The organism is Winogradskyella epiphytica (genome assembly GCF_003217215.1).
Classification (GTDB): domain Bacteria; phylum Bacteroidota; class Bacteroidia; order Flavobacteriales; family Flavobacteriaceae; genus Winogradskyella; species Winogradskyella epiphytica.
The window spans coordinates 99,605-120,521 of the sequence record NZ_QJTD01000003.1; the positions used below are offsets into that span (position 1 = coordinate 99,605).

Sequence of the window (20,917 nt, forward strand, 5' to 3'; positions counted from 1 at the left end):
AGAATGAACGTTATTATAAATCTCGCTTTTTTAATAATTGATAAGATAAGGAAACGAAAATAGCAGTCCAGCCTAAAACGATAGCAATCTCGTACCAGTGTACAGCGTAGTCATAGGCTAAATCATTCTTTTCAGGGAATTTAGTCATCGCTATTCGTTGTATGGGTTGGTTGATAAGATTATACATTGATTCTAAAGGCATAAAGTTTTTTACTTTAAAAGCGGCATCGGTCGTACCTGTGAAATAATAGGCAGCCCAAAATACTAACCATTCTACAATGTAAAGAATTACTAAAAAGGCCAAAGCAAAAGCGGAACGTTTAACTAACATGCCAAAGAATAGACACAAGCTAAAGAATCCAATAAGTTTTACACCATAAGCTAGTAAGAATTCTATCTCTCTAAATATAATGGATGCTTCTGTATAACTCGAATAATACATCCCAATAACAAAAGTCGCTATACCAATTAATAGAGTAGCAGCCAAGGAGAAGAATACAATGGTATAGAATTTAGAAAGAATAAATTCCTTCTTACTCAATCCGTCGATGAGGTTTTGTTTTAAAGTTTTGTTGCTGTATTCATTTCCAATCATGCTCACTACAACAATAGCAAAAAAGAATTTAAAATACGACGCAAAAAACGTGGTGATATGCCAAATTATAGGAAAATTAAAAATACCAAGTTCTCCTAATTCTAAAGTGAAAAAGTTAAAAAAGTTGATTTTTATTGACGATAAAATTAAGACAGTAAAAGGCAGGATGAAGGATATGAATATTAAAATTCGGCTTACTCTATTGAGCCATAATTTTTGTAATTCTAATTGTACAAGACGTAACATATATGGGTTGGTTTTACATAATTTCTATTGCTAAAAATTATGCTGATTTTGTAATTGCTTTATTTTTTATCAGTAAGTTGAAGAAATTGTTCTTCTAAACTTTCTTTTCGTTTTACGAGATGAGAAAGGAAGATCCCTTGTTCGAACATGGTTTTGTTAAATTCTGAAGCTGACATAGGTTCGTTTAAAAACGCCGTGATTAATTCACCTTCAACCTTTACTTTTCCAATGTTTGAATGTACATCTAAGACCTTTAATAGTTCATCATGTTTTTCTGCTTTTAGTTCAAAAAAGCCATGACTGTTAATCATCTCGTCTACGCGACCCGAATATAATTTTTCACCTTTACGCAGTACGACCACATGTGAACACACTTTTTCAACTTCATCCAAAAGGTGAGAAGCTAAAAGAATAGTAGTTCCGCTAGCTGCAATATCTTTTATAATTTGTCGAATTTGATGAATTCCTTGTGGATCTAATCCGTTAGTTGGCTCGTCTAAAATTAGTATTTCTGGGTCATTAAGTAGGGCAGAAGCAATTGCTAAACGCTGTTTCATTCCGAGTGAATAGGAGCTGAACTTATGATGTTTTCTATCCAATAAACCAACAACGTCCAACTTTTCGTCAATTTTACTTTTATCCACTTCTTTGATACGGCAGACTAATTTTAAGTTTTGTTCCGCAGTCATATAAGGATAAAAGTTAGGTCGTTCGATAATAGCTCCCACTTGTTTTAAAGCGTCATGAGTTGTGGTATTCCCATCAAACCAATGAAAATCGCCTTTTGTTTTATTTACTACATTTAAAACGATTCCTAAAGTTGTGGATTTTCCACTTCCGTTAGGACCTAAAATGCCGTAAACATTTCCCTTATGAATGGTAAAGCTTAAATCTTTTACAGCCGTTAAACGGCCGAATTTCTTTGTGAGATTATTAATGGTGAGGATAGTCTCCAAAATGATTGGTTTTTGTGAAATTGTCAAAAACTCATTGTCTTAAATAGTTTTTAAACAATATCAATTGGTTATGTAGATAAGACGAGTGATATAAATGTTTGTTACAAAATATTTGGTTTTATTACATCGGGATATAAAAGTTATCGCATTTATTCATTTTTGTATTACTATAGAAATGAGTTAAACTCCAATTTTTAGAAAGAAAAAGGTCGGTTTTCTTATAAAAAAGCACTCTAAATGGCAATTTTTATATCATTTGCGAATAAATATCTAAAATTCGTATTAAAGATTTTCCTATTCATTTAGGAACTCTTAAATTTAGAAAATGAATGATGATTTGAAAATTTCAAAACGAAAGCCAACGTATCCTATCTCTGAGAAATTAGATGCCTATTTGTCGGAATACCGACGAAATATAGACCTTCCTATTTTTTATTCAGATTTACTGCGTTTTCAAGGGTCTGTTGTAGTTTACGATCAAAATGATGAGGACACACTATGGGTTCGAGTATATTATAATGATTATGAACGTGAGGAAATAGACATTAGCCTAAAGCAGGTTTATTCTAATTTGATTTCAGATGGAGGTAAAGGTATTTTAAAATATCTAAGTGTAGATGCTATTGACTTTTGCACCTTTGGAAATTCTAAACCTTTTAGAGTTAAAGTTCGTAATATTCTAAATGATAATTACACCTATTTTTATGTAAAAACCGCGGATGCTTCTCGAGTTTATGGACTAGAATTGGAGCAAATGTTATCCCCATATCAGATTAACTTTTTGGTATGTGGAGATACCTTGATCGAAGAACATATTGCTGGAATTCCTGGAGATGTTTTTATAAACACCATGCTTCCTGATTGTAATGAATCTGAAAAAGCTCAAATCGCCAAAGAATTTGTAAAGTTTAATGAGCGTTGTTTAATTCGACTTTTAGGTGATATGCGTTCATATAATTACGTGATTGTACCAACCCACGATTTTGATCATGTTGTATTTAAAATTAGAGCTATAGATTTTGATCAACAGTGTTATGAGGGTAATTTTAAAATTTACAAGCCACAATTTTTTAAAGAAAACTATAAAATGGTGGAATTAGTAGGTGAGAAAATCCAGAATGAATCTATCGATCAATATAAAATAGAAGAACGTTCTATCGTCGCAAAGCGCATGATTAGTTATCATACGCGACTTAATGCATTATTAGATTGTATGGTAGAAGATGAGATATCTATACCAAAACATATTGAAATGCTAAAAGAGGATATTTATGAATTTACTATGGATTTAAACTTTAGAAAAAGTGAAAATATGGGTGAAATTCTAAGAAATGCACTCGATTTTGTTAAGCGTAATTATGAAGATGTGAGTTTAAAACGATTTCTTTAATTCCAATTTTCATCGAAATCTAAATCACTGTAATCATCAACGTCTAAATCGTCTTCGAATTCATTAAATAAATCTTCGTCTTCTTCAGCTTCAAATATTTTTTCTGGAGCTTCATCAGGAATTTGACCATGAACAAACATTAAATTAGGGTAGTCTGTACCTTCAGCTTCTTCAATGATTTCACCAAGTTCTACGTAAAATGTCCACATACTCATAAAATCGTAGACATAGATTAAACGAGTACTAGCTTCATGAACAATATCTTTAATGATAGTAGTTCCCATCATTTTGATTTCGTTGCCAGCTTCACTGATGTCCATCATAGCAATTTCTTCACCTTGATTCCATTGCTCATCACTCACATAAAACGAAGCCATTTCCATACCGTCAAAACCAAAGGATTGGGTAATAACATTGTGTAAATCTTCCATAGTGTCAGTTTCGCGAATTTCAATATCACGGAATACATCTTCTTCGGAATCGTTATCAAGTATAATTCTAAATCTGTAAATCATTGTTCTGGTTTAAGAATTTGCAAAGATATAATTTATGTTTAAGCTATGGCAGTTTTATCAACACTTCTACGACTACTTTCTAAAACAATGTAAAATTGAATTCCAATTAAGATAGTTGCTATAACTAAGTGTAAGGTCTGTGTAGAAAATGGGAAATCGAAGTAGTACATGGCCATGCCTGTTAGAATTTCGAGTGCAATACAAACTAGTACCCAATCTAATTTAGTATAACCTAAGTGCTGTTTTTTATTTCTGTAGTATAACCAAACATTAACAGCTAATACAAGAATGGAAAGCGTTCTGTGTATGTAAAAATCTAATGTGGGATTGTCTAACCACAGCGATTTTATATAGCCAATAGCTTTCACTTGTTCATCGACATGTTGGCGAACTTGCGTTCCTAAAACAATCTGAACTAAAGTTAAAAGGGTTGCAAAAATGAGAACATTTTTAAATAATGGGTCAAATTTCACCAATTTGAATTTCTCTTTAGAGATAAAAATGAGATATAAAATAACGGCAACAATGACTAGCGCCATAACCATATGAATAGTGATTTTGAAAGGGGCTAAATTAGAATCAACCACTGTTTTACCTAGCCAAGCCTGAAATCCCATGGCAACTACGGTGAAAATAGATAGCAATAAATAACGTTTTCTATCCTTCCAAAGCCATATAGACATTATGGTAAAAATCAAAATTGGAATTCCAGATAATGCTCCAGAAAGCCTATTAATATATTCTACCCAAGTGTGAACTGGATTAAAGGTAGCGTAATCGTGAGCGGTATATTTATTCCAGTGCGATAAATCTAATGATTCTCCCGAAGTAAAATTTTCTTTTGCAACTTGAAGTGTTTCATCTACAATAATCACCACTCCTTTTTTATAATCGTGGTTGGGTTTAAATTGTAATTCAGAAAGTTCAGTTGGTGGAATGTAGTATCCAAAACATTTTGGCCAATCCGGACAGCCCATACCAGAACCTGTCATACGCACTACAGCTCCCGCAATGATCACTAAATAAACGAGCACCAATGCGACTTTTACTGTTTTTCTAAATTTTACTTTCATTTGGTAATGGTTGAAGTTAAGCCTAAGGCCTTTCCTTTTTTTAGCATTAATTCAAAAGCAGCTTCATGTTCGTTAGGAATTTCACCTTCTAAAATAGCTTCTTTTATAGCTTCCTTAATAATCCCAATTTCTCTTGAAGGTTTTAAGTTGAAAGCTTCCATAATTTCTTCGCCACTAACAGGTGGTTGGAAATTACGAACCTGATCACGTTCTTCAACTTCAACAATTTTATTTCTAACCTTTTGGAAATTATTATGGTATTTCTTGAATTTCTTAGGGTTCTTTGTCGTGATATCTGCTTCACAAAGTGTCATTAAATCTTCAACATGGTCTCCAGCATCAAAGACCAAACGTCTTACTGCGGAATCGGTTACTTCTGAAGCTAAAACAATAGGTCTAGAACTCATTAAAACCATTTTTTGAACAAATTTCATTTTGTCATTCAATGGCATTTTTAAACGTTTGAAAAGTTTGTAGACCATTTTCGCGCCTACAAATTCATGCGCATGAAAAGTCCAACCAATTTTTTTATGGAACTTCTTTGTTGGTGCTTTTCCAATATCATGTAATAGTGCGGCCCAACGTAACCATAAGTTATCTGTAGTTTTTGCAATATTATCAACCACTTCTAAAGTGTGATAAAAATTGTCTTTATGTTTTTGACCCTCAATTTCGTCAATGCCTTTTAAGGCTGTTAATTCAGGTAAAATATAGTCTAGAAGCCCTGTTTCTTCCAGGTGAATAAATCCAATGGAAGGCGTTTCACTTTCAAGAATTTTATTCAGCTCTACAACAATACGTTCTTTAGTAATAATCTTGATGCGCTCCTTATTATCTGTAATAGCTTTAAGCGACGCTTCTTCAATTTTAAAATTTAGTTGCGTCGCAAAACGAATAGCTCGCATCATACGCAACGGATCGTCGCTATAAGTGATGTTAGGCTCTAAAGGTGTTCGGATGATACCTTTGTCTAAATCGCTAATACCATTAAACGGATCCAATAAGTCTCCAAAACTATCTTTATTCAGACTTAGAGCTAAGGCATTGATAGTAAAGTCACGTCGATTTTGGTCATCTTCTAGGGTTCCATTTTCAACAATCGGATTCCTACTGTCTTCATGGTAGCTTTCTTTACGCGCACCAACGAATTCAATTTCAATATCGTCGTAACGCAACATAGCTGTTCCGTATGTTTTGAATATTTGAACTTTAGGTTTGTTAGGTAAGTTTTTAGCGACTTGTTTTGCTAACTCAATTCCACTTCCAACAGCCACGACATCAATATCTTTAGCGTCACCACGGTCCAATAGATAATCGCGTACAAAGCCACCAATGACGTAGCTTTCTACTTGTAGCTCTTCAGCAGATTGTGAAATAATATTAAATATATTGTGCTTTAATGCTTGCTTGTGGTTCATAATAGGGTAATGTCAGCGCTTTTTTATATTACCGAAAATGCGTTGATTTTTGCTGTGCAAATGTACGATTTACTGCTATTCTTTTAAAATGAATGCAATGCTTTTTGAATACTGTCCGTCAATAATATAATTGAAGCCGTGAATTGTGAATTTTTAAATTAAAATGGATAATTTAATTAATACATTTACGTCCTAACTCAATTACTAATTTATGAATTTCTTTAAAAGGAAATATTATCAATTACTTTCTAAGTATTTAAAAAGTAAGCCAAATTCAGAGGTAGCCTTTACTAAAGCACAGTATTTCTTAAAAAATGAAAGAGAATTAAATTTGGACAATCCAGTAGAGTTTGCTGAAAAATTAAATTGGCTTAAATTTTATCTATATACTGAGGATTATGGTGATTTTGTAGATAAATATGAAGTAAGGAAGTTTGTAGAAAAACGAATCGGTGGGAATTATTTAGTAGATTTTATTGCAATTTATGACAATGTTGATGCTATTGGTTTTCAAGCGCTACCAAATCAATATGCTTTAAAAGGAACCCATGGTTCAGGGTATAATGTTATTGTGGATGATAAATCTAAAATTGATATCAGTCAAGTAAAGAAAACTCTAAATAAGTATCTCCACTTAAACTATTATGATAAGTATAAAGAGTTGATTTATAAAGATGTAAAGCCTCGCATTTTAGTCGAGCATTATCTAGATCAATCAGATAGTGAGAATATCATAGACTTCAAGTTTTTCTGTATACACGGAGAACCCGAATATATTTGGGTAAAAACTTTTAGTGATGGAAAGTTTAGAAGTTGTTATTATGATTTAGAATGGAACAAGCTTCAGGATGACTCTAATAAAAAAGACTTTCTAAACAAATCGATACCGAAACCAGGAAACCTAAATGAACTGATTTCAATTTCTAAGAAACTCTCAAGTGAATTTATTTTTGTCCGAGTAGATTTATATTCAATTCAAGATAAAATTTACTTCGGTGAATTAACCTTTTTTCCATGGGCAGGGTTAAAACGTCTTACAGTTGAACGGTTAAATAAAGAATTGGGCGATTTAATGAAATTACCTATTTCAACTCATGTTTAGATAGCTCATCAAACATCTTTTTAGCTATAACAGGTTTGGTGAAATTGTCTACAAGATATTGATACCCATGAGATGTCAATTTATTTTGCAAAGTTTTATTGTTAATTAAAGAGTTCACTTTTAGCGCAAAATCTTTAGGATTGCCAACTTCAGCTAATAATCCAGTTTCTCCGTCGACGATAACTTCAGGAATTCCACCAGCTCTGGCGGCTACGATTGGAACTTTACATGCATAAGATTCTAATAAAACACCTCCAGTTGGTTCGTTATTAGAAGTGAATAAAAATAAATCGAATTCAGGTAAAATTTCAGGAATATCACGTCTAAATCCAGCAAATATAATATGGTCCGTCAAACCTTTTTCGTCGACATAACTACGAATCTCTTCTTCCATAAAACCTTTTCCAACGAGAATGTATTTCGCTTTAAAAGTGTTTTCTTTTACTAAAATACTTACCGTATCAACCCAGGTGTAATGATCTTTAAATTTAGTGAATTCAGCAATATTCCCGATAATTTTGTATTCCCTAGGTATATTAAATTCTTCATGGAGCAATCCAGTTCCTTCTTGTTTTTGAAATTTATTTATATCGGTAACACTACCAATTACGGTAAACCTGCTGTGATCTTTAATAGCGAATTTTAACGATTCTACAACAGGTTGAGAAACACAAATGATCTTTTTGATTCCTTTATAGTTGTACTTCCATTTTCTGAAAAAATTAGTGTCAACTCGTTTTATAAGTGTTCTACATAAAACTAATGGAACTTTTAATCCAAAAATAAAGGCTGACATCACCGCTATAGTTTGGGCCTTAGAGCTATGGATGAAAATTACTGAAGCATTCTTTTCCTGAACAATTTTTTTAAATTCTTTAGCAAAAGAAAAACTATACTCAGATGTGAAATCAAAAGAAATCACTTGCAAACCTTTCTCTTTAGCAACCTCGTAAATTTCAGAATTTTGAGGACAAACAATCCATTGGTCTTCCACATAACCCTGTGCAGCAAAGGCTTCATATAGATAAACTATTTTTTGCTCGTGTCCACGCCAAACAGTAGATGCTGTGAATTGAATTAATCTCATTTCTAAAAATTGTAAATATTAATTTTCGGAAAAATAAATAAAATAATAGTTTAAATTCATAATTAAACCTTTAATTTATCCTTTAGATGATATAATATTGCAAAGGAAATACATCATGATAATAATTAAATACCCTAATAAATTTCAATAGATTTGCTGATAATTATCCTTTTAAAAAGGATTAGTAAACTCCATGCATCCTATGAGTGTAAACTCTGTAATACATAATAAATTTAAAGACTTAAAAGGAAGCCTTAATCATATTATATTCAATTTTGATAGCTTAGGCGAAAACTTTGGAAATCAAGATAGAAACTCATTAAAGCTTTTTGAACTTGAAGGAAAAACATTAAATGTAAAATCGTTTCGAGTTCCTAATATTATTAACCAAATAGCGTATAGGTTTCTTAGAAAAAGTAAAGCACAACGCTCTTTTGAATATGCTAAAAAACTACAAAGTTTAGACATTGGAACACCCCAACCTGTTGCTTATTATGAGTTTAAAACGTTGTTGTTATTTAAAAAAAGCTATTATATCTCAGAGCAGTTAGATTGTGATATCACTTACAGAGAATTAACTACCGATTTTGATTATCCTAATCATGAAGGGATATTAAGGGCTTTCACCAGATTCACTTACAGACTTCATGAAAAGCAGGTTAATTTCTTAGATCATTCTCCTGGAAATACTTTAATTAAAAAAGTAGGGGAGGACTATGAGTTTTATTTGGTGGATTTAAATCGAATGGAATTTGGTGAAATGAATTTTGAGACTCGAATTAAAAACTTTGCACGTTTAACCACTCATAAGTCTATGGTTGAAGTGATGAGTGATGAATATGCTAAAATGGGTGGCTACGATTACGATCGAGTATTTAATCTAATGTGGTCAGAAACTGAAGCATTTCAAGAACGATTTTACAGAAAAAAACGATTAAAAAAGAAGCTTAGGTTTTGGAAAACAAATAAGTAGTGATTACTTCTCTTGATACAATTCTCTTAACTTCGAGTACTTCAAAAAAGTAATATTGGCGGTTTGTACACAGATTACAAAACCATTAAAACCATCTAAAAATCCAAGTCTTAAGAAGTAAGATTTGAAAAAGGCCCACGTAGGATTGAAAATTATATTGAAGAGTGGTGCTTTCTTGCCTTTATCATAATAGGCTTTTGCTGCAATGGTTGAAAAATGCTCGGTTTTTAAGTTGAACTCAGAATAGGTCTGATACGTTTTATGTAAAATATCTCCCTTTAAATGTCCTGTCTTTAGAGTAGAGTCATGCAGTTGCACATGGTCATGCGGGTTGGTTCCTTGCCATTCTGCTTTTCGTCTATCAAAAATTCTAAGCTTTTTATTCGGATACCAATCAGAATGTTTTATCCATTGGCCACAGAAATTATTGAAGCGGTTGGCGTAGTAACCATCAAATTTCCAATGAGATTTTAGCTCGATTATCGATTTTTGAAGAGTTTCAGATAAGGCTTCATCACCATCTAATGAAACAACATGATCATAACTAGCCTGTGATAAGGCGAAATTCTTTTGTTCTATATAACCCAGGAATTTCTGTTCAATAAATTTTACATTAAATTTTTTGCAAATTTGTTTTGTGTTATCTGTTGAAAAAGAATCCACAACAACAATTTCGTCTACAACATTCACTAATGACTGTAAACAGTTTTCAATATTGCGTTCCTCGTTGAAAGTAATTATGACTCCAGATAGTTTTAACATGGTTCTAATTTCTGAGCTGTAAAAATAGTATTTTTGTGCTATGCAATCTAATCCTATAGCATCTGTAATAATTAGCACCTATAATCAGCCGAATTGGTTAGACTTAGTGCTGCATAGTTATAATTTTCAATCTAGAAATGATTTTGAAATTATTATAGCTGATGATGGTTCAGATGAAAGAACTAAAATAGTTATTGATAGTTTTAGGGCTAAAACGGAATTAAACATCATTCACGTTTGGCAAGAAGATGATGGCTTTCAGAAAACCAAAATATTGAATAAAGCTATTGTTGCTTCAAATACAGATTATCTTATTTTTACGGATGGCGATTGTATAGCTCGTAAAGATTTTGTTGAAACTCACCTTAATTTAAGACGAACAAAATATGCTCTTTCTGGTGGTTATTTTAAGTTAGATGCTTCTGTATCTAATAAGATTTCGAAGGAAGTGATCCAAAAACAAGAATGTTTCGATAAGGAATGGCTTTTAGCACAAGGTCAAACTAAAAGTTTTAAATTTAATAAATTAACCAAATCGAAAACTAAAGCTAGACTGCTAAATACTTTAACGCCAACAAAGGCAACCTTTGATGGTATGAATGTGTCCTGTTATAAACAAGATATTCTAGCGGTAAATGGATTTGATGAACGCATGCAGTATGGAGCAGAGGATAGAGAAGTAGGAGAGCGCATGATGAATAATGGTATCAAGTTTTTGCAAATTCGATATAGTGCGATTTGCGTTCATTTATACCATGATAGACCTTATAAAAATGAGGAAATTCTTCAAAAGAATAATGCTATACGAAAAGAAACTAAACGATTAAAATCTTATTATACAGATTTTGGCATCAATAAAAAGAAGCATTAGTACAAATCAATTACTTAGTTGTTTGATTTAAGTGTAGTAATTAAGAATTTACTTAATTTTTCTTTGATTTTTGATATAGGGTAAGCATCAAAATACTTCATAGTGTGTTCTTTTATATACTTTTCGTCGTGCTCTTCAAAAATCTCAGGTTTCAAGTCTTTAAGATGGATAGATATATTTTTATCATCTTCAAAAATTTGCCAAGTTTCTTTGTCTACACTAGGAGAGAATAATGAAAATGTAGGAACATCTAAGGCTTTTGCCATGTTCACAGAGCCTCCTTCATTTCCTATTAAGGCATCACATTGTGATAGTAGTCCTAAGAATCCTCTTAGAGATGTAGCGTAAAGTTCAAAATAAATTTTTTCTTGAGTGTATTGGTTACAGAGGTTATATAGCTTTAGAGCATCCTCTTTCTGGTTTGGTATATAGTTGAATAATAATGATGCCTTGGTTTCCTTTGCAATAAAATCTAAAAGCTTAGCCATACTTTCAAGCGGATAAGTTTTATACCACTCGCTACCTAAAATTCCTATCATAAAAACAGGCTGAGATGTGTTTATATCATGTTTATTTAATAGTAATTTAGCCGTTTCAATTTCAGACTGAGATAAGAATATTTTTGGTTTATAATCTTTGATATTTTTAGTTTTTAAAATTGGTTCTAATAAGGCTAATCTATTATCAATAGCCAAACCATTTTTACTATTAGTGCCATTAGGAAGCCTTTTAATGTTGTGATTATAAAAAATATTCGAATACCCTTTGTGATACGATATTTTATATTTAGCTCCTGAAAAACCAGTAATTAAATTCGTTTCTAACTTGCTATAAGCATCTATTACAATTGTATATTCTTCCCTTCTTATTCTATTGATGAACTTTAAAAGAGACCAATAATTTTTTCTAGTAACTTCTTCTAAAACAACTATTTTGTCTATGGAAGGGTTTTCTTTTAGTACATCTACGCAGTACGAATAGCACAAATAATCTATTGAGGCATCAGGGTAGTTTTTCTTTAAGATATTAGCTAAAATAGAAGTGGTTAAAACATCTCCAATACGCTTTTGTTGTATGATTAATACCTTCATTAAGTAAATTTAAGTGCAGAATTTATTGAAGTAAAAGTATTAATAAAAACTGTATTTTTACCCCATAAACTCAACATTTATGGACATCAGCGGATTAGTAATAACATATAATGAAGAAAAAAATATTGAAAAATGTATTGATGCTTTATTCAGGGTTTGTAATGAAGTTATTATTGTGGACTCAATGAGTAGTGATGCTACCGTTGAGATCGCACAAAGTAAAGGGGCGAAAGTTATTTCACAAGCATTTTTGGGAGATGGACCACAGCGTACGCATGGATTACAATATTGCAAAAATGATTGGATTCTAAATCTTGACGCAGATGAGTTTCTTGATACTGATGCTGAAAAATTCATAATGGATAAGAAGTATTTAGACGGTGATTTTGATGGGTTTTCTTTTAGAGTAAAAAATTTCCTCGGAGATGAGTTGATTGATTTCTCAGGCTGGTATCCTGATCATAAAGTGAGATTTTTTAATAAAAAATCAGCGAAACCGTCAGAGTCAAAAGTTCATCAGAAGATAATCACTACCAATGAAAAAAAAGTAAACGTTCATATTTTGCATTATGGATGGGATTCTTTTGAACAAATAATTGCAAAAAAAAATCAATATTCAACCTGGCACGCTAATCAATTATTTAATCAAGGTAAACGCATTAATAGCTTCAAGCCTGTTTTAAACGGAACAGTTGCTTTTGTTAGATGCTATTTTTTTAAAAAAGGAGTTTTTAATGGATTAGATGGAATTACAATAGCATTAATACAAGCTTTCTTTTCATATATGAAATATGCAAAACTTATAAAGTTGCAGCGCCTTGAGAAATTAAAGGGTTAATTTGTTCTGAATCATTCGTTCGTTAAATGACTGAATGTAAGCTTTAATAAACTTTTCTAAGTTATGAGCTAATTGAGATTCTTTTGAAAGTAAATTAACTTTCATTAAAGGATCTTCTTTAATATTATATAAGGCTAAAGATTCACTACCATTAAAAGCTAAATAAAATTCACCATCAATAAGATGATATATGTTATCAAGGTAATAGACTACATAATCCTCTTCTGAAGTATAGGACTTTCCGTAACTGATTGTTTTTGTAGAAATACCTAAATATTCCAAAATTGAAGGTGATATATCAACTTGTTGAAAATTTCTAAAATGTGTGCCAACTAATTCATTGTTAGATGGGTCGAAAAATAAAATAGGAATTCTAAACTTCCCTACATTAGTATTGTAAATTTTATTTTTTGTTTCAGATGATGTGTGGTCTGCTGTAATGACGAAAAGCGTGTTGTTATACCAATCTTTATGTTTGGCAGATTCAAAAAAACGTTTTAAAGCAAAATCCGAATAAGCAACAGATTGATAGATTTTTGTTTCGCCTTTCGGAAATTTATTAGTGTATCTTTCTGGTATTTTATATGGGTTATGAGAGGAAATTGTAAAAACAGTACTGAAAAAAGGCTGCTTAAATGTATCTAAAGTGTTATTAAAAAATTGAAGAAATTCTTCATCAAAAATTCCCCATTTACCATCAAAAGCTTCAGGCCCTTCATATTCATCTTTTCCAAAATAAGCATCAAAATTTGATACTTTAGAATATTGATCAAAATTTTGGCTACCATTAAAAGCGCCATGAAAAAAGGAGGTATGATAACCTTGCTTTTTTAAAATTTTAGGTAAGCCATTAATTTCATTTACAGCGTAGCTCGAAGTTATAATTGAGTGTTTTAATAAACTAGGAATGCTTGTTAATGTTGAAGGTACGGCATCAATTGAAAGTTTTCCATTGGCAAATCCATTTTCAAAGAAATAAGAGGCTGTGATTAGTGAATCTAAAAAGGGGGTTGCTCCAATATGAAGGTTTTCTCTACCAAAACTTTCTAAAATAATTAAAACAACGTTTTGATTGGTCTTTTCTTTAGTTGGATTGATGCTGATTTCAGGATTAAATATACTGTCTAATTCGGCTTTAGTAAAATATTTAGGGCTTGTTAAAGTTTCAGTTTTGTTTAAAGTTTTTAATATGCAAAATGGCGTATTGAGTACCAGTGCAGCATGATTAATCTCGCCATAGGCACTAGAGTCTATAATTCGTAATGGTTTTTTTTGAACGCCACCTCTTCCTAAAATAATAAAGACAAGTATCACTCCAACAAACATTAGAGCTTGTTTAGTATAATCCTTTTTTGAATTGCTTTCTGTGATAAGTGCATGTTGTTTATTCGGTATTGCTTTGTAAAACCCTATGGCAAGTAAAATTCCAAGAACTAATAAATACCAAAATTCCAATAAAAATACTCCTAGAAGACCGCCAATTTCATTTTCCATACCTTGAGCGGTTAATAGCCCAAAGGTGCTACGCCTGCCTGTGAATTTATAGTATTCGAAATCCACAAAGTTGGTTAGTATAAATACTAAGTTGACGCTATAAAATAAAACTTTAAGGACCCTTTGATATGTTCTATTGTATTTGAAGTTTCCTGGAAGACAATGAAGTATTGCAAATAGCAAATTGGTATAAGCTATTGCAGATAAATCAAATCTCAGACCTCCTAAGAACGTACTAAAGAATGGTTTATTAAAAGTGCTAAAATTGAAGAGTAAAAATGCAATTCTACATAATTGGTAAATTACAACAACTAATAAAATACGTTTAGCAAAAAGTTTTAAACTATTTATATAATTTACCATTCTGTTAATTGTTAGACGGCGACATCATATTCACGTAAAGCATCATTTAATGATGTTTTTTTATCCGTGCTTTCTTTTCGTTTTCCAATAATTAAAGCGCAAGGAACTTGGAATTCTCCCGCAGGGAACTTTTTAGTATAACTTCCTGGAATTACAACAGAACGAGCAGGGATAACTCCTTTTGTTTCTACAGGTTTATCTCCGGTAATATCAATAATCTTTGTACTCATAGTTAAAACGACATTTGCACCTAAAACCGCTTCTTTTTCAACGCGAACTCCTTCCACTACAATACACCTTGATCCAATAAAAGCTCCGTCTTCAATAATTACTGGCGCCGCTTGTAAAGGTTCTAAAACACCACCAATTCCAACACCTCCGGAAAGATGTACGTTTTTACCAATTTGCGCGCAACTACCAACCGTTGCCCAAGTATCTACCATCGTACCTTCATCAACATAAGCACCAATATTTACATAACTTGGCATTAAAATAGTACCAGATGAAATATAAGCACCATGTCTAGCTACGGCATGAGGAACAACTCGTATCCCTTTATCCGCATAACCACGTTTTAAAGGAATTTTATCGTGATATTCAAATATACCGACTTCGAAAGTTTCCATTTTCTGAATCGGGAAATATAAAACAACAGCTTTTTTCACCCACTCATTGACTTGCCATCCATTTTCTGTTGGTTCGGCAACACGTAATGTTCCGGCATCAACTAAATCTATAACGCTTCTTATAGCGTCAATGGATACTTTATTAGATAAAAGTGAACGATCTTCCCAAGCGTTTTCAATAACGGATTGCAGTTGTTTCATTTGTTTAGGTGTAATAATTTGTGTTCAAAGATAAGTCCATAAATAACCATCAGAAAATTTTTTCTAAAAATTGTGACGAACTCGAAAAATTAGTGTCTTATAAGTGTTATAGATTAAATACAGAATAATTCGTTTTAAAATATTTTGATTAATAGCTGATTTTGAAAACCCCTTCCCCTTAATTTAAGGGGTTTTCTTATTTTCTAAATAATTCCATGTGACTTTATCTAAGTATTGGGGTCATATGAATGGTAATACTTTAATTAATGGGAATTACTAAGGTATTTTCATAATGTTGATGGTTGATTGTTTAAAACGCTTCTTTTTTAAGGAAGCGTTTTTTATTATACTATCTTTGCCTCTATGGGACGAATTTTAGCTATAGATTACGGGACAAAACGCACCGGTTTGGCCGTTACTGATGAAATGCAAATCATTGCTTCTGGACTAACCACTGTAGATACAAAACAACTTCTGGAGTTTCTTGCCGATTATGTATCAAAAGAAAAGGTGGATAAGTTTGTAGTTGGTTTACCGAAACAGATGGATAATACAGCCTCAGAAAGCGAAGTGTATATTCAGAAGTTTTTAAAACAATTAGAAAAAGCACTTCCCCAAATTCCAGTTGAACGAGTAGATGAACGCTTTACTTCTAAAATGGCATTTCAAACGATGATTGATAGTGGTTTGAAGAAAAAGCAACGTAAAAACAAAGCATTGGTAGATGAGATTAGCGCTACATTAATTCTACAGAGTTATTTGGCTAGTTTTTAAATTAGTAAAAAAGCAAGACGATTTACATTCAGTTTTCATAATCATTTCTCAGAAGATTAAATACTTTAGAATTTTGTGCTTGGAATATGGAATTTAGTTTTTGAAATTTGATACTTTTGCACTCGAAAATTAACGAATTATGATTTTACCAATCGTTGCATATGGCGATGCTGTTTTAAAGAAAAAAGCAAAGGCTATAGATAAAGATTATCCGAAGTTAGACGCACTTATTGAAAACATGTACGAAACCATGTATGGTGCTTATGGAGTTGGTTTGGCTGCACCACAGATTGGTTTGGCAATTCGTCTCTTTATAGTAGATGCAAGTCCTTTTGCAGATGACGAAGATCTTTCTGAAGAAGAAAGAGAGCAAATGAAAAACTTCAAAAAAACATTTATTAATGCTGAAATCTTAGAAGAAGAAGGTGATGAATGGGCTTTTAATGAAGGCTGTTTGAGTATTCCAGATGTAAGAGAAGATGTGTTTAGACAACCGAAAATTAAAATTCAGTATCAAGATGAGAATTTTGATACTCATGTAGAGGAATATGATGGTTTAGTAGCAAGAGTAATTCAACATGAATACGATCATATCGAAGGTGTTTTATTTACTGATAAATTATCGTCATTTAAGAAGCGCCTCATCAAAGGTAAACTTACCAATATTTCTAAAGGAAAAATCAAGATAGATTATAAAATGCGCTTTCCAGCAATGAGCAAGAAGCGTTAGAACAATATATTAACTTCAGAAATTAGTAATATATAGTTGCGTTAAATTGAAGTATTTGAAATTTCAGTTTAATAATTCTTAGATATTATAGTTTCTAAAATGAAAAACATAATATGAGCTTAGACAAAATTTTATCCATTTCAGGAAAACCAGGTTTATACAAAATTGTTACACAAACGAGAACAGGTGCGGTTGTAGAATCTTTAATTGATAAAAAACGCATTACTGTAGGTGCGCATAGCAATCTTAGTATTCTTAGCGAAATCGCTATATATACCTTAACAGAAGAAGTACCATTAAGAGAAGTATTTAAAAAAATAAAGGAAAAAGAAGGAGGAAATCCAACGTCTATAAGTCATAAAGATGGTAAAGATAAGTTAGAAGAGTTTTTCTTTGAAGTATTACCTGAGTATGATGAAGATCGTGTATACCCTTCAGACATCAAGAAGGTTGTTCAATGGTATAACTTACTTCAGAAAAATGATTTACTAGATGCATTAGAAGAGCCGAAACAAGTGGCTGCAGATGCTTCTGAAGAAGAATAAGTATGTCAAATAAAGAAGCCCAATTAAAAGCCTTTGAACGTTTGTTAATTATTATGGACGAGTTGCGAGAGCAATGTCCGTGGGATAAAAAACAGACGATGGAATCCTTACGTCACCTTACCATTGAAGAAGTTTACGAACTTGGTGATGCTATTTTAGATAATGATTTAGATGAGGTTAAAAAGGAGTTGGGTGATGTATTATTACATATCGTTTTCTATTCTAAAATAGGAAGTGAAACTAATAGCTTTGATATCGCAGATGTTTGTAATAGCATCTGCGATAAGCTTATAGACCGTCATCCACACATTTATGGCGATGTGAAGGTCGCTGATGAAGAAGAGGTTAAACGCAACTGGGAGCAGTTAAAACTTAAAGAGGGAAACTCTAGTGTTTTGGAAGGGGTTCCGAAAAGTTTACCAGCTATGGTAAAAGCGAGTCGAATTCAAGATAAAGTCGCTGGAGTAGGCTTTGATTGGGAAGAACCTAAACAAGTTTTTGAGAAAGTAGAAGAGGAGTTAGCTGAGTTAAAAGATGAAATAGCAAAAGGAGATCAAGATGCTATTGAAAGTGAGTTTGGCGATGTTATGTTTTCTATGATCAATTACGCCAGATTCCTTAAAGTAAATCCTGAAAACGCTTTAGAACGAACTAATAAAAAGTTCATCACACGCTTTCAATATCTAGAAAGAAAAGCAAAGGAGATGAACAAATCTTTGAAAGATATGACGCTTTCCGAGATGGACGTACTCTGGGAAGAGGCTAAATCTCTTTAGCAGCCTACCATTATTATATTATTAACTGTTGTTGTAGTATCGGGAGAAAAACCTGATTACCACTAATGTCATTATTAAATTTTAATCACGGATTTTTAATCTTCGCTTTAATCCTAAAAGTGGTGCTTACTTCAGCATGTTATTTTAGTTACGGTAGAATGTATGAATAAAAATTTCCCATGGGATTTAGCATTCCACGATCTATTTTCCTTTTTTTGAGTTGAAATTCAAAAATAATTAGCAATTAAACATCCAAATTAAATTTCTGTACGTAAATACTGTATATAAAAACAATCACGTTTTTATAATCTTAGTAGGATATCTTAATTATCAATTAAGCGGTTATAATTAAGGTTAATTTAGTTTAGTTAGGGCAAAAGCCACTTGTGAGGACAAGTGGCTTTTGATTTATATAATATTTATATCTTAAACTATTCGCTATACATACCACGAACTTTAGTCAACTTAGATTTCCAAGTGTCTAATTCTTTTTTGTGGTTAGCGATGTTTTTATGAACTTCCTTAACTAGTGGATTGTCTGATTTCACATTAGAGAAAAACTGTAAATTATTTTCTAATTGATTAATATCAGATTTAATTTCATCAATTCTCTTTTTAATAAAATTATATTCGTTATCCAATAGACGTGTATCCTCAGGATCGGCTAAATTTTCAAGTTTGCTTTCAAACTTTACCATTTCCAATTTAGACTTATCCATTTTTAATTTATCAAAGGCATCATCAATTGCTTTATAGAATTTACCATCAATATAGCGTTTGTTTTGTGGAACGTGACCAACCTCTTTCCATTCAGCAATCTTAGATTTTAAAGTTTCAATGTCCGCTTTATTATCCTCTGTTAGCTTTAAGTCTTTTAATGCTTCAAGAAGTTTTACTTTTTTGTCAAAAGCATCGTACAAATGTTGGTTTTCAGCTTTACGCTCTTCATGCATGCGATCAAAGTAATGATTACAAGCTGCTTTAAATTGCTTCCAAATTTTATCACTGTCACGTCGTGGTACATGACCAATCTTTTTCCAGTCATTCTGAATTTTCTTCATCAAAGGCGTTACAGTAGCAAAATCGTCACTGTCCTTATTATCCTCGGCAATTTGAATTAATTCTTTTTTCTTTTTAAGATTATCGTATTGATCTTTCTTTAATTCCTTATAAAAACTATTCTTACCACGATTAAACGTCCTTACGGCATTTTTAAATTTAGCCCAAGTGCTTTCGTTAACTTTTAATGGCACCTTTCCAGCTTTGAAGAAAGCTTCTCTTAAGGCTTCAATTTCTTTTATCTTTTTTTGCCAAGCATTATGTGAATTAGCTTTGTCTGCAGCGATAGCTTCAATTTGTGTTATAATCTCTTCTTTTCTTTCAAGATTTTTTTCATGAGCCTTTTCCATATCAGCGAAGTACGCCTGACGCTTATCGTGAATGGCTTTGGTTGCATTACTAAAACGTTCCCAAATTTCCTCTCTATGTTCTTTGCCTACAGGACCAAGTTCTTCTTTCCACAACTTATGTAAAACTTGTAACTCTCTAAAAGAGCGATTGGTGTTTTCATCTTGGGCTAATTCTTCTGCACGTTCTATGATTTTTAATTTTTGTTCGTAGTTGTGCTTGAAATCCATGTCTCTCAAATCGTTGTTGAGGTGTAGGAAGTCATAAAAACGCTCAACATGATGATGATAGGTATTCCACGCATTATTATATTTATCTCGTGGAATAGGGCCAGCATTACGCCACCTCTCTTGTAATTCTTTGAAGGTTTTATAGGTGGTACCCATGTTCTCTTCAACATTGAGTAAACCTTTAATTTCTTCAATTATTTCTAACCTGTTTTCAAGGTTTTGCTTAAGGTTTTGTTCACGCTCCTTATAATAGGCACTAATGGCTTGCTTGTATTCTTTATAAAGTGAGTTAAATAGCTTTTTAGTGTCGTTTGTAAAATAGAAATCAATTTCATTTCCGCCATCGTCTATAAACTCTTCTTTTTTCTCTTCAAGAAGCTCGTTAAACTTGGCGTTAAATTCACCTTTAATTTCATTTACGTGCTTTGAGATCGTCTGAATCTTGTGATGCTTTAAGAGTTTACTGAACTCAGCCGTTAATTCATCCATACTCATGGCATGGTAATCTTTATCCTCTAGCTCATGACGCTCAGAATTAGACTCGTCTTCAGCATCCTCTGCGTTAGAAGCATCTATCTCTTCAACGTGGTCATCCGTCTTTTGCTGTGCTGTAGGCGGTTCTTCATTGTTCTCTTGCGTATTTGTGTGTTCTGCAGGAGTCTCAGTTGGTGCTTCAGTTTCAACATCACTTTGCGTTGATTCTGCTTTAGGCGTATCAGCTTGTTGCGCAGTCTCTTGTGTTGGAGTAGTTTCGGTAGATTCTACTTCTTTTTTTCCATCTGCATTTTGCAGGTTATCATTCTCAGACATGTGTCAATTGTTTTTATTAGGATTTAAAGATACTAACTAGTACT

General features: G+C 32.3%; 20 protein-coding genes. 9 read left to right on the plus strand and 11 right to left on the minus strand.

All coding sequences use genetic code 11. The annotated features are described in order from the left end of the window. Positions 1-13: 13 nt before the first annotated feature. Positions 14-841, minus strand: coding sequence for an ABC transporter permease (locus tag DFQ11_RS09365; RefSeq protein ID WP_110475627.1), 828 nt, complete (start codon positions 839-841; stop codon positions 14-16). 59 nt (positions 842-900) lie between these two features. After that, complete coding sequence (locus DFQ11_RS09370) at positions 901-1,797, minus strand: ABC transporter ATP-binding protein (RefSeq protein WP_110475767.1); 897 nt, start codon at positions 1,795-1,797, stop codon at positions 901-903. Positions 1,798-2,122: 325 nt separating this feature from the next. Here DFQ11_RS09370 and DFQ11_RS09375 point away from each other — a divergent pair, with 325 nt between their 5' ends. Beyond that, complete coding sequence (locus tag DFQ11_RS09375; protein ID WP_110475628.1) at positions 2,123-3,187, plus strand: hypothetical protein; 1,065 nt, start codon at positions 2,123-2,125, stop codon at positions 3,185-3,187. Here DFQ11_RS09375 and DFQ11_RS09380 read toward each other — a convergent pair. Genes DFQ11_RS09380 through DFQ11_RS09390 form a run of 3 tightly spaced genes read right to left on the minus strand, consistent with a single transcriptional unit; the run spans position 3,184 to position 6,193 of the window. Continuing rightward, positions 3,184-3,702, minus strand: coding sequence for an IS1096 element passenger TnpR family protein (locus tag DFQ11_RS09380; protein WP_110475629.1), 519 nt, complete (start codon positions 3,700-3,702; stop codon positions 3,184-3,186). The genes DFQ11_RS09375 and DFQ11_RS09380 overlap by 4 nt on opposite strands. A gap of 38 nt (positions 3,703-3,740) precedes the next feature. Next, complete coding sequence (locus DFQ11_RS09385; RefSeq protein WP_110475630.1) at positions 3,741-4,775, minus strand: COX15/CtaA family protein; 1,035 nt, start codon at positions 4,773-4,775, stop codon at positions 3,741-3,743. Further along, positions 4,772-6,193, minus strand: a complete 1,422-nt coding sequence (locus DFQ11_RS09390; protein ID WP_110475631.1) for a CCA tRNA nucleotidyltransferase — start codon at positions 6,191-6,193, stop codon at positions 4,772-4,774. The genes DFQ11_RS09385 and DFQ11_RS09390 overlap by 4 nt, the downstream gene beginning before the upstream one ends. Before the next feature lie 211 nt (positions 6,194-6,404). On the opposite strand from DFQ11_RS09390, the gene DFQ11_RS09395 reads away from it, so the two are divergent. Then, positions 6,405-7,295, plus strand: coding sequence for an ATP-grasp fold amidoligase family protein (locus tag DFQ11_RS09395; RefSeq protein ID WP_110475632.1), 891 nt, complete (start codon positions 6,405-6,407; stop codon positions 7,293-7,295). On the opposite strand, the gene DFQ11_RS09400 is transcribed toward DFQ11_RS09395, so the two are convergent. Next, positions 7,276-8,382: a glycosyltransferase family 4 protein gene (locus DFQ11_RS09400; RefSeq protein ID WP_110475633.1), complete on the minus strand. Its 1,107-nt coding sequence runs from the start codon at positions 8,380-8,382 to the stop codon at positions 7,276-7,278. The two genes, DFQ11_RS09395 and DFQ11_RS09400, sit on opposite strands and share 20 nt — an antisense overlap. 202 nt (positions 8,383-8,584) lie before the next feature. On the opposite strand from DFQ11_RS09400, the gene DFQ11_RS09405 reads away from it, so the two are divergent. After that, positions 8,585-9,355, plus strand: a complete 771-nt coding sequence (locus tag DFQ11_RS09405; RefSeq protein ID WP_229791272.1) for a lipopolysaccharide kinase InaA family protein — start codon at positions 8,585-8,587, stop codon at positions 9,353-9,355. Positions 9,356-9,358: 3 nt separating this feature from the next. Here the strand turns inward: DFQ11_RS09405 and DFQ11_RS09410 are convergent, their stop codons facing one another. Next, entirely contained in the window at positions 9,359-10,117 is a 759-nt protein-coding gene (locus tag DFQ11_RS09410) for a glycosyltransferase family 2 protein (protein WP_110475635.1), read from the minus strand. 40 nt (positions 10,118-10,157) lie between these two features. Between DFQ11_RS09410 and DFQ11_RS09415 the strand changes: the two genes are divergently transcribed. Beyond that, the gene (locus DFQ11_RS09415; RefSeq protein WP_110475636.1) at positions 10,158-10,988 is read left to right on the plus strand and encodes a glycosyltransferase family 2 protein; all 831 of its coding nucleotides are present in this window, start codon (positions 10,158-10,160) and stop codon (positions 10,986-10,988) included. A 14-nt stretch (positions 10,989-11,002) separates the two neighbouring features. Here the strand turns inward: DFQ11_RS09415 and DFQ11_RS09420 are convergent, their stop codons facing one another. Next, a complete protein-coding gene (locus tag DFQ11_RS09420; RefSeq protein WP_110475637.1) occupies positions 11,003-12,079 on the minus strand; it encodes a glycosyltransferase family 9 protein in 1,077 nt (358 codons plus the stop codon). A 79-nt stretch (positions 12,080-12,158) separates the two neighbouring features. Here DFQ11_RS09420 and DFQ11_RS09425 point away from each other — a divergent pair, with 79 nt between their 5' ends. After that, positions 12,159-12,917, plus strand: a complete 759-nt coding sequence (locus tag DFQ11_RS09425) for a glycosyltransferase family 2 protein (RefSeq protein ID WP_110475638.1) — start codon at positions 12,159-12,161, stop codon at positions 12,915-12,917. On the opposite strand, the gene DFQ11_RS09430 is transcribed toward DFQ11_RS09425, so the two are convergent. Both DFQ11_RS09430 and DFQ11_RS09435 read right to left on the minus strand, forming a co-directional pair. Continuing rightward, complete coding sequence (locus DFQ11_RS09430) at positions 12,906-14,774, minus strand: LTA synthase family protein (RefSeq protein ID WP_110475639.1); 1,869 nt, start codon at positions 14,772-14,774, stop codon at positions 12,906-12,908. The genes DFQ11_RS09425 and DFQ11_RS09430 overlap by 12 nt on opposite strands. Positions 14,775-14,785: 11 nt before the next feature. After that, positions 14,786-15,601 carry a 2,3,4,5-tetrahydropyridine-2,6-dicarboxylate N-succinyltransferase gene (locus tag DFQ11_RS09435; RefSeq protein WP_110475640.1) on the minus strand — a complete coding sequence of 272 codons (816 nt, stop codon included), beginning with the start codon at positions 15,599-15,601 and terminating at the stop codon, positions 14,786-14,788. 363 nt (positions 15,602-15,964) lie between these two features. Between DFQ11_RS09435 and ruvX the strand changes: the two genes are divergently transcribed. The 4 genes from ruvX (at position 15,965) to mazG (ending at position 18,426) form a co-directional block, all read left to right on the plus strand. Continuing rightward, positions 15,965-16,375, plus strand: coding sequence for a Holliday junction resolvase RuvX (gene ruvX / locus DFQ11_RS09440; RefSeq protein ID WP_110475641.1), 411 nt, complete (start codon positions 15,965-15,967; stop codon positions 16,373-16,375). 139 nt (positions 16,376-16,514) lie between these two features. After that, positions 16,515-17,105: a peptide deformylase gene (gene def, locus DFQ11_RS09445; RefSeq protein WP_110475642.1), complete on the plus strand. Its 591-nt coding sequence runs from the start codon at positions 16,515-16,517 to the stop codon at positions 17,103-17,105. 113 nt (positions 17,106-17,218) lie between these two features. After that, complete coding sequence (locus DFQ11_RS09450) at positions 17,219-17,650, plus strand: DUF5606 family protein (protein WP_110475643.1); 432 nt, start codon at positions 17,219-17,221, stop codon at positions 17,648-17,650. 2 nt (positions 17,651-17,652) lie between these two features. Then, the gene (mazG, locus tag DFQ11_RS09455) at positions 17,653-18,426 is read left to right on the plus strand and encodes a nucleoside triphosphate pyrophosphohydrolase (RefSeq protein WP_110475644.1); all 774 of its coding nucleotides are present in this window, start codon (positions 17,653-17,655) and stop codon (positions 18,424-18,426) included. Between the two features lie 431 nt (positions 18,427-18,857). Here mazG and DFQ11_RS09460 read toward each other — a convergent pair whose 3' ends face one another. Continuing rightward, on the minus strand, positions 18,858-20,873 hold the full coding sequence (locus DFQ11_RS09460; protein WP_110475645.1) for a DUF349 domain-containing protein: 2,016 nt from the start codon (positions 20,871-20,873) through the stop codon (positions 18,858-18,860). Positions 20,874-20,917: the final 44 nt, after the last annotated feature.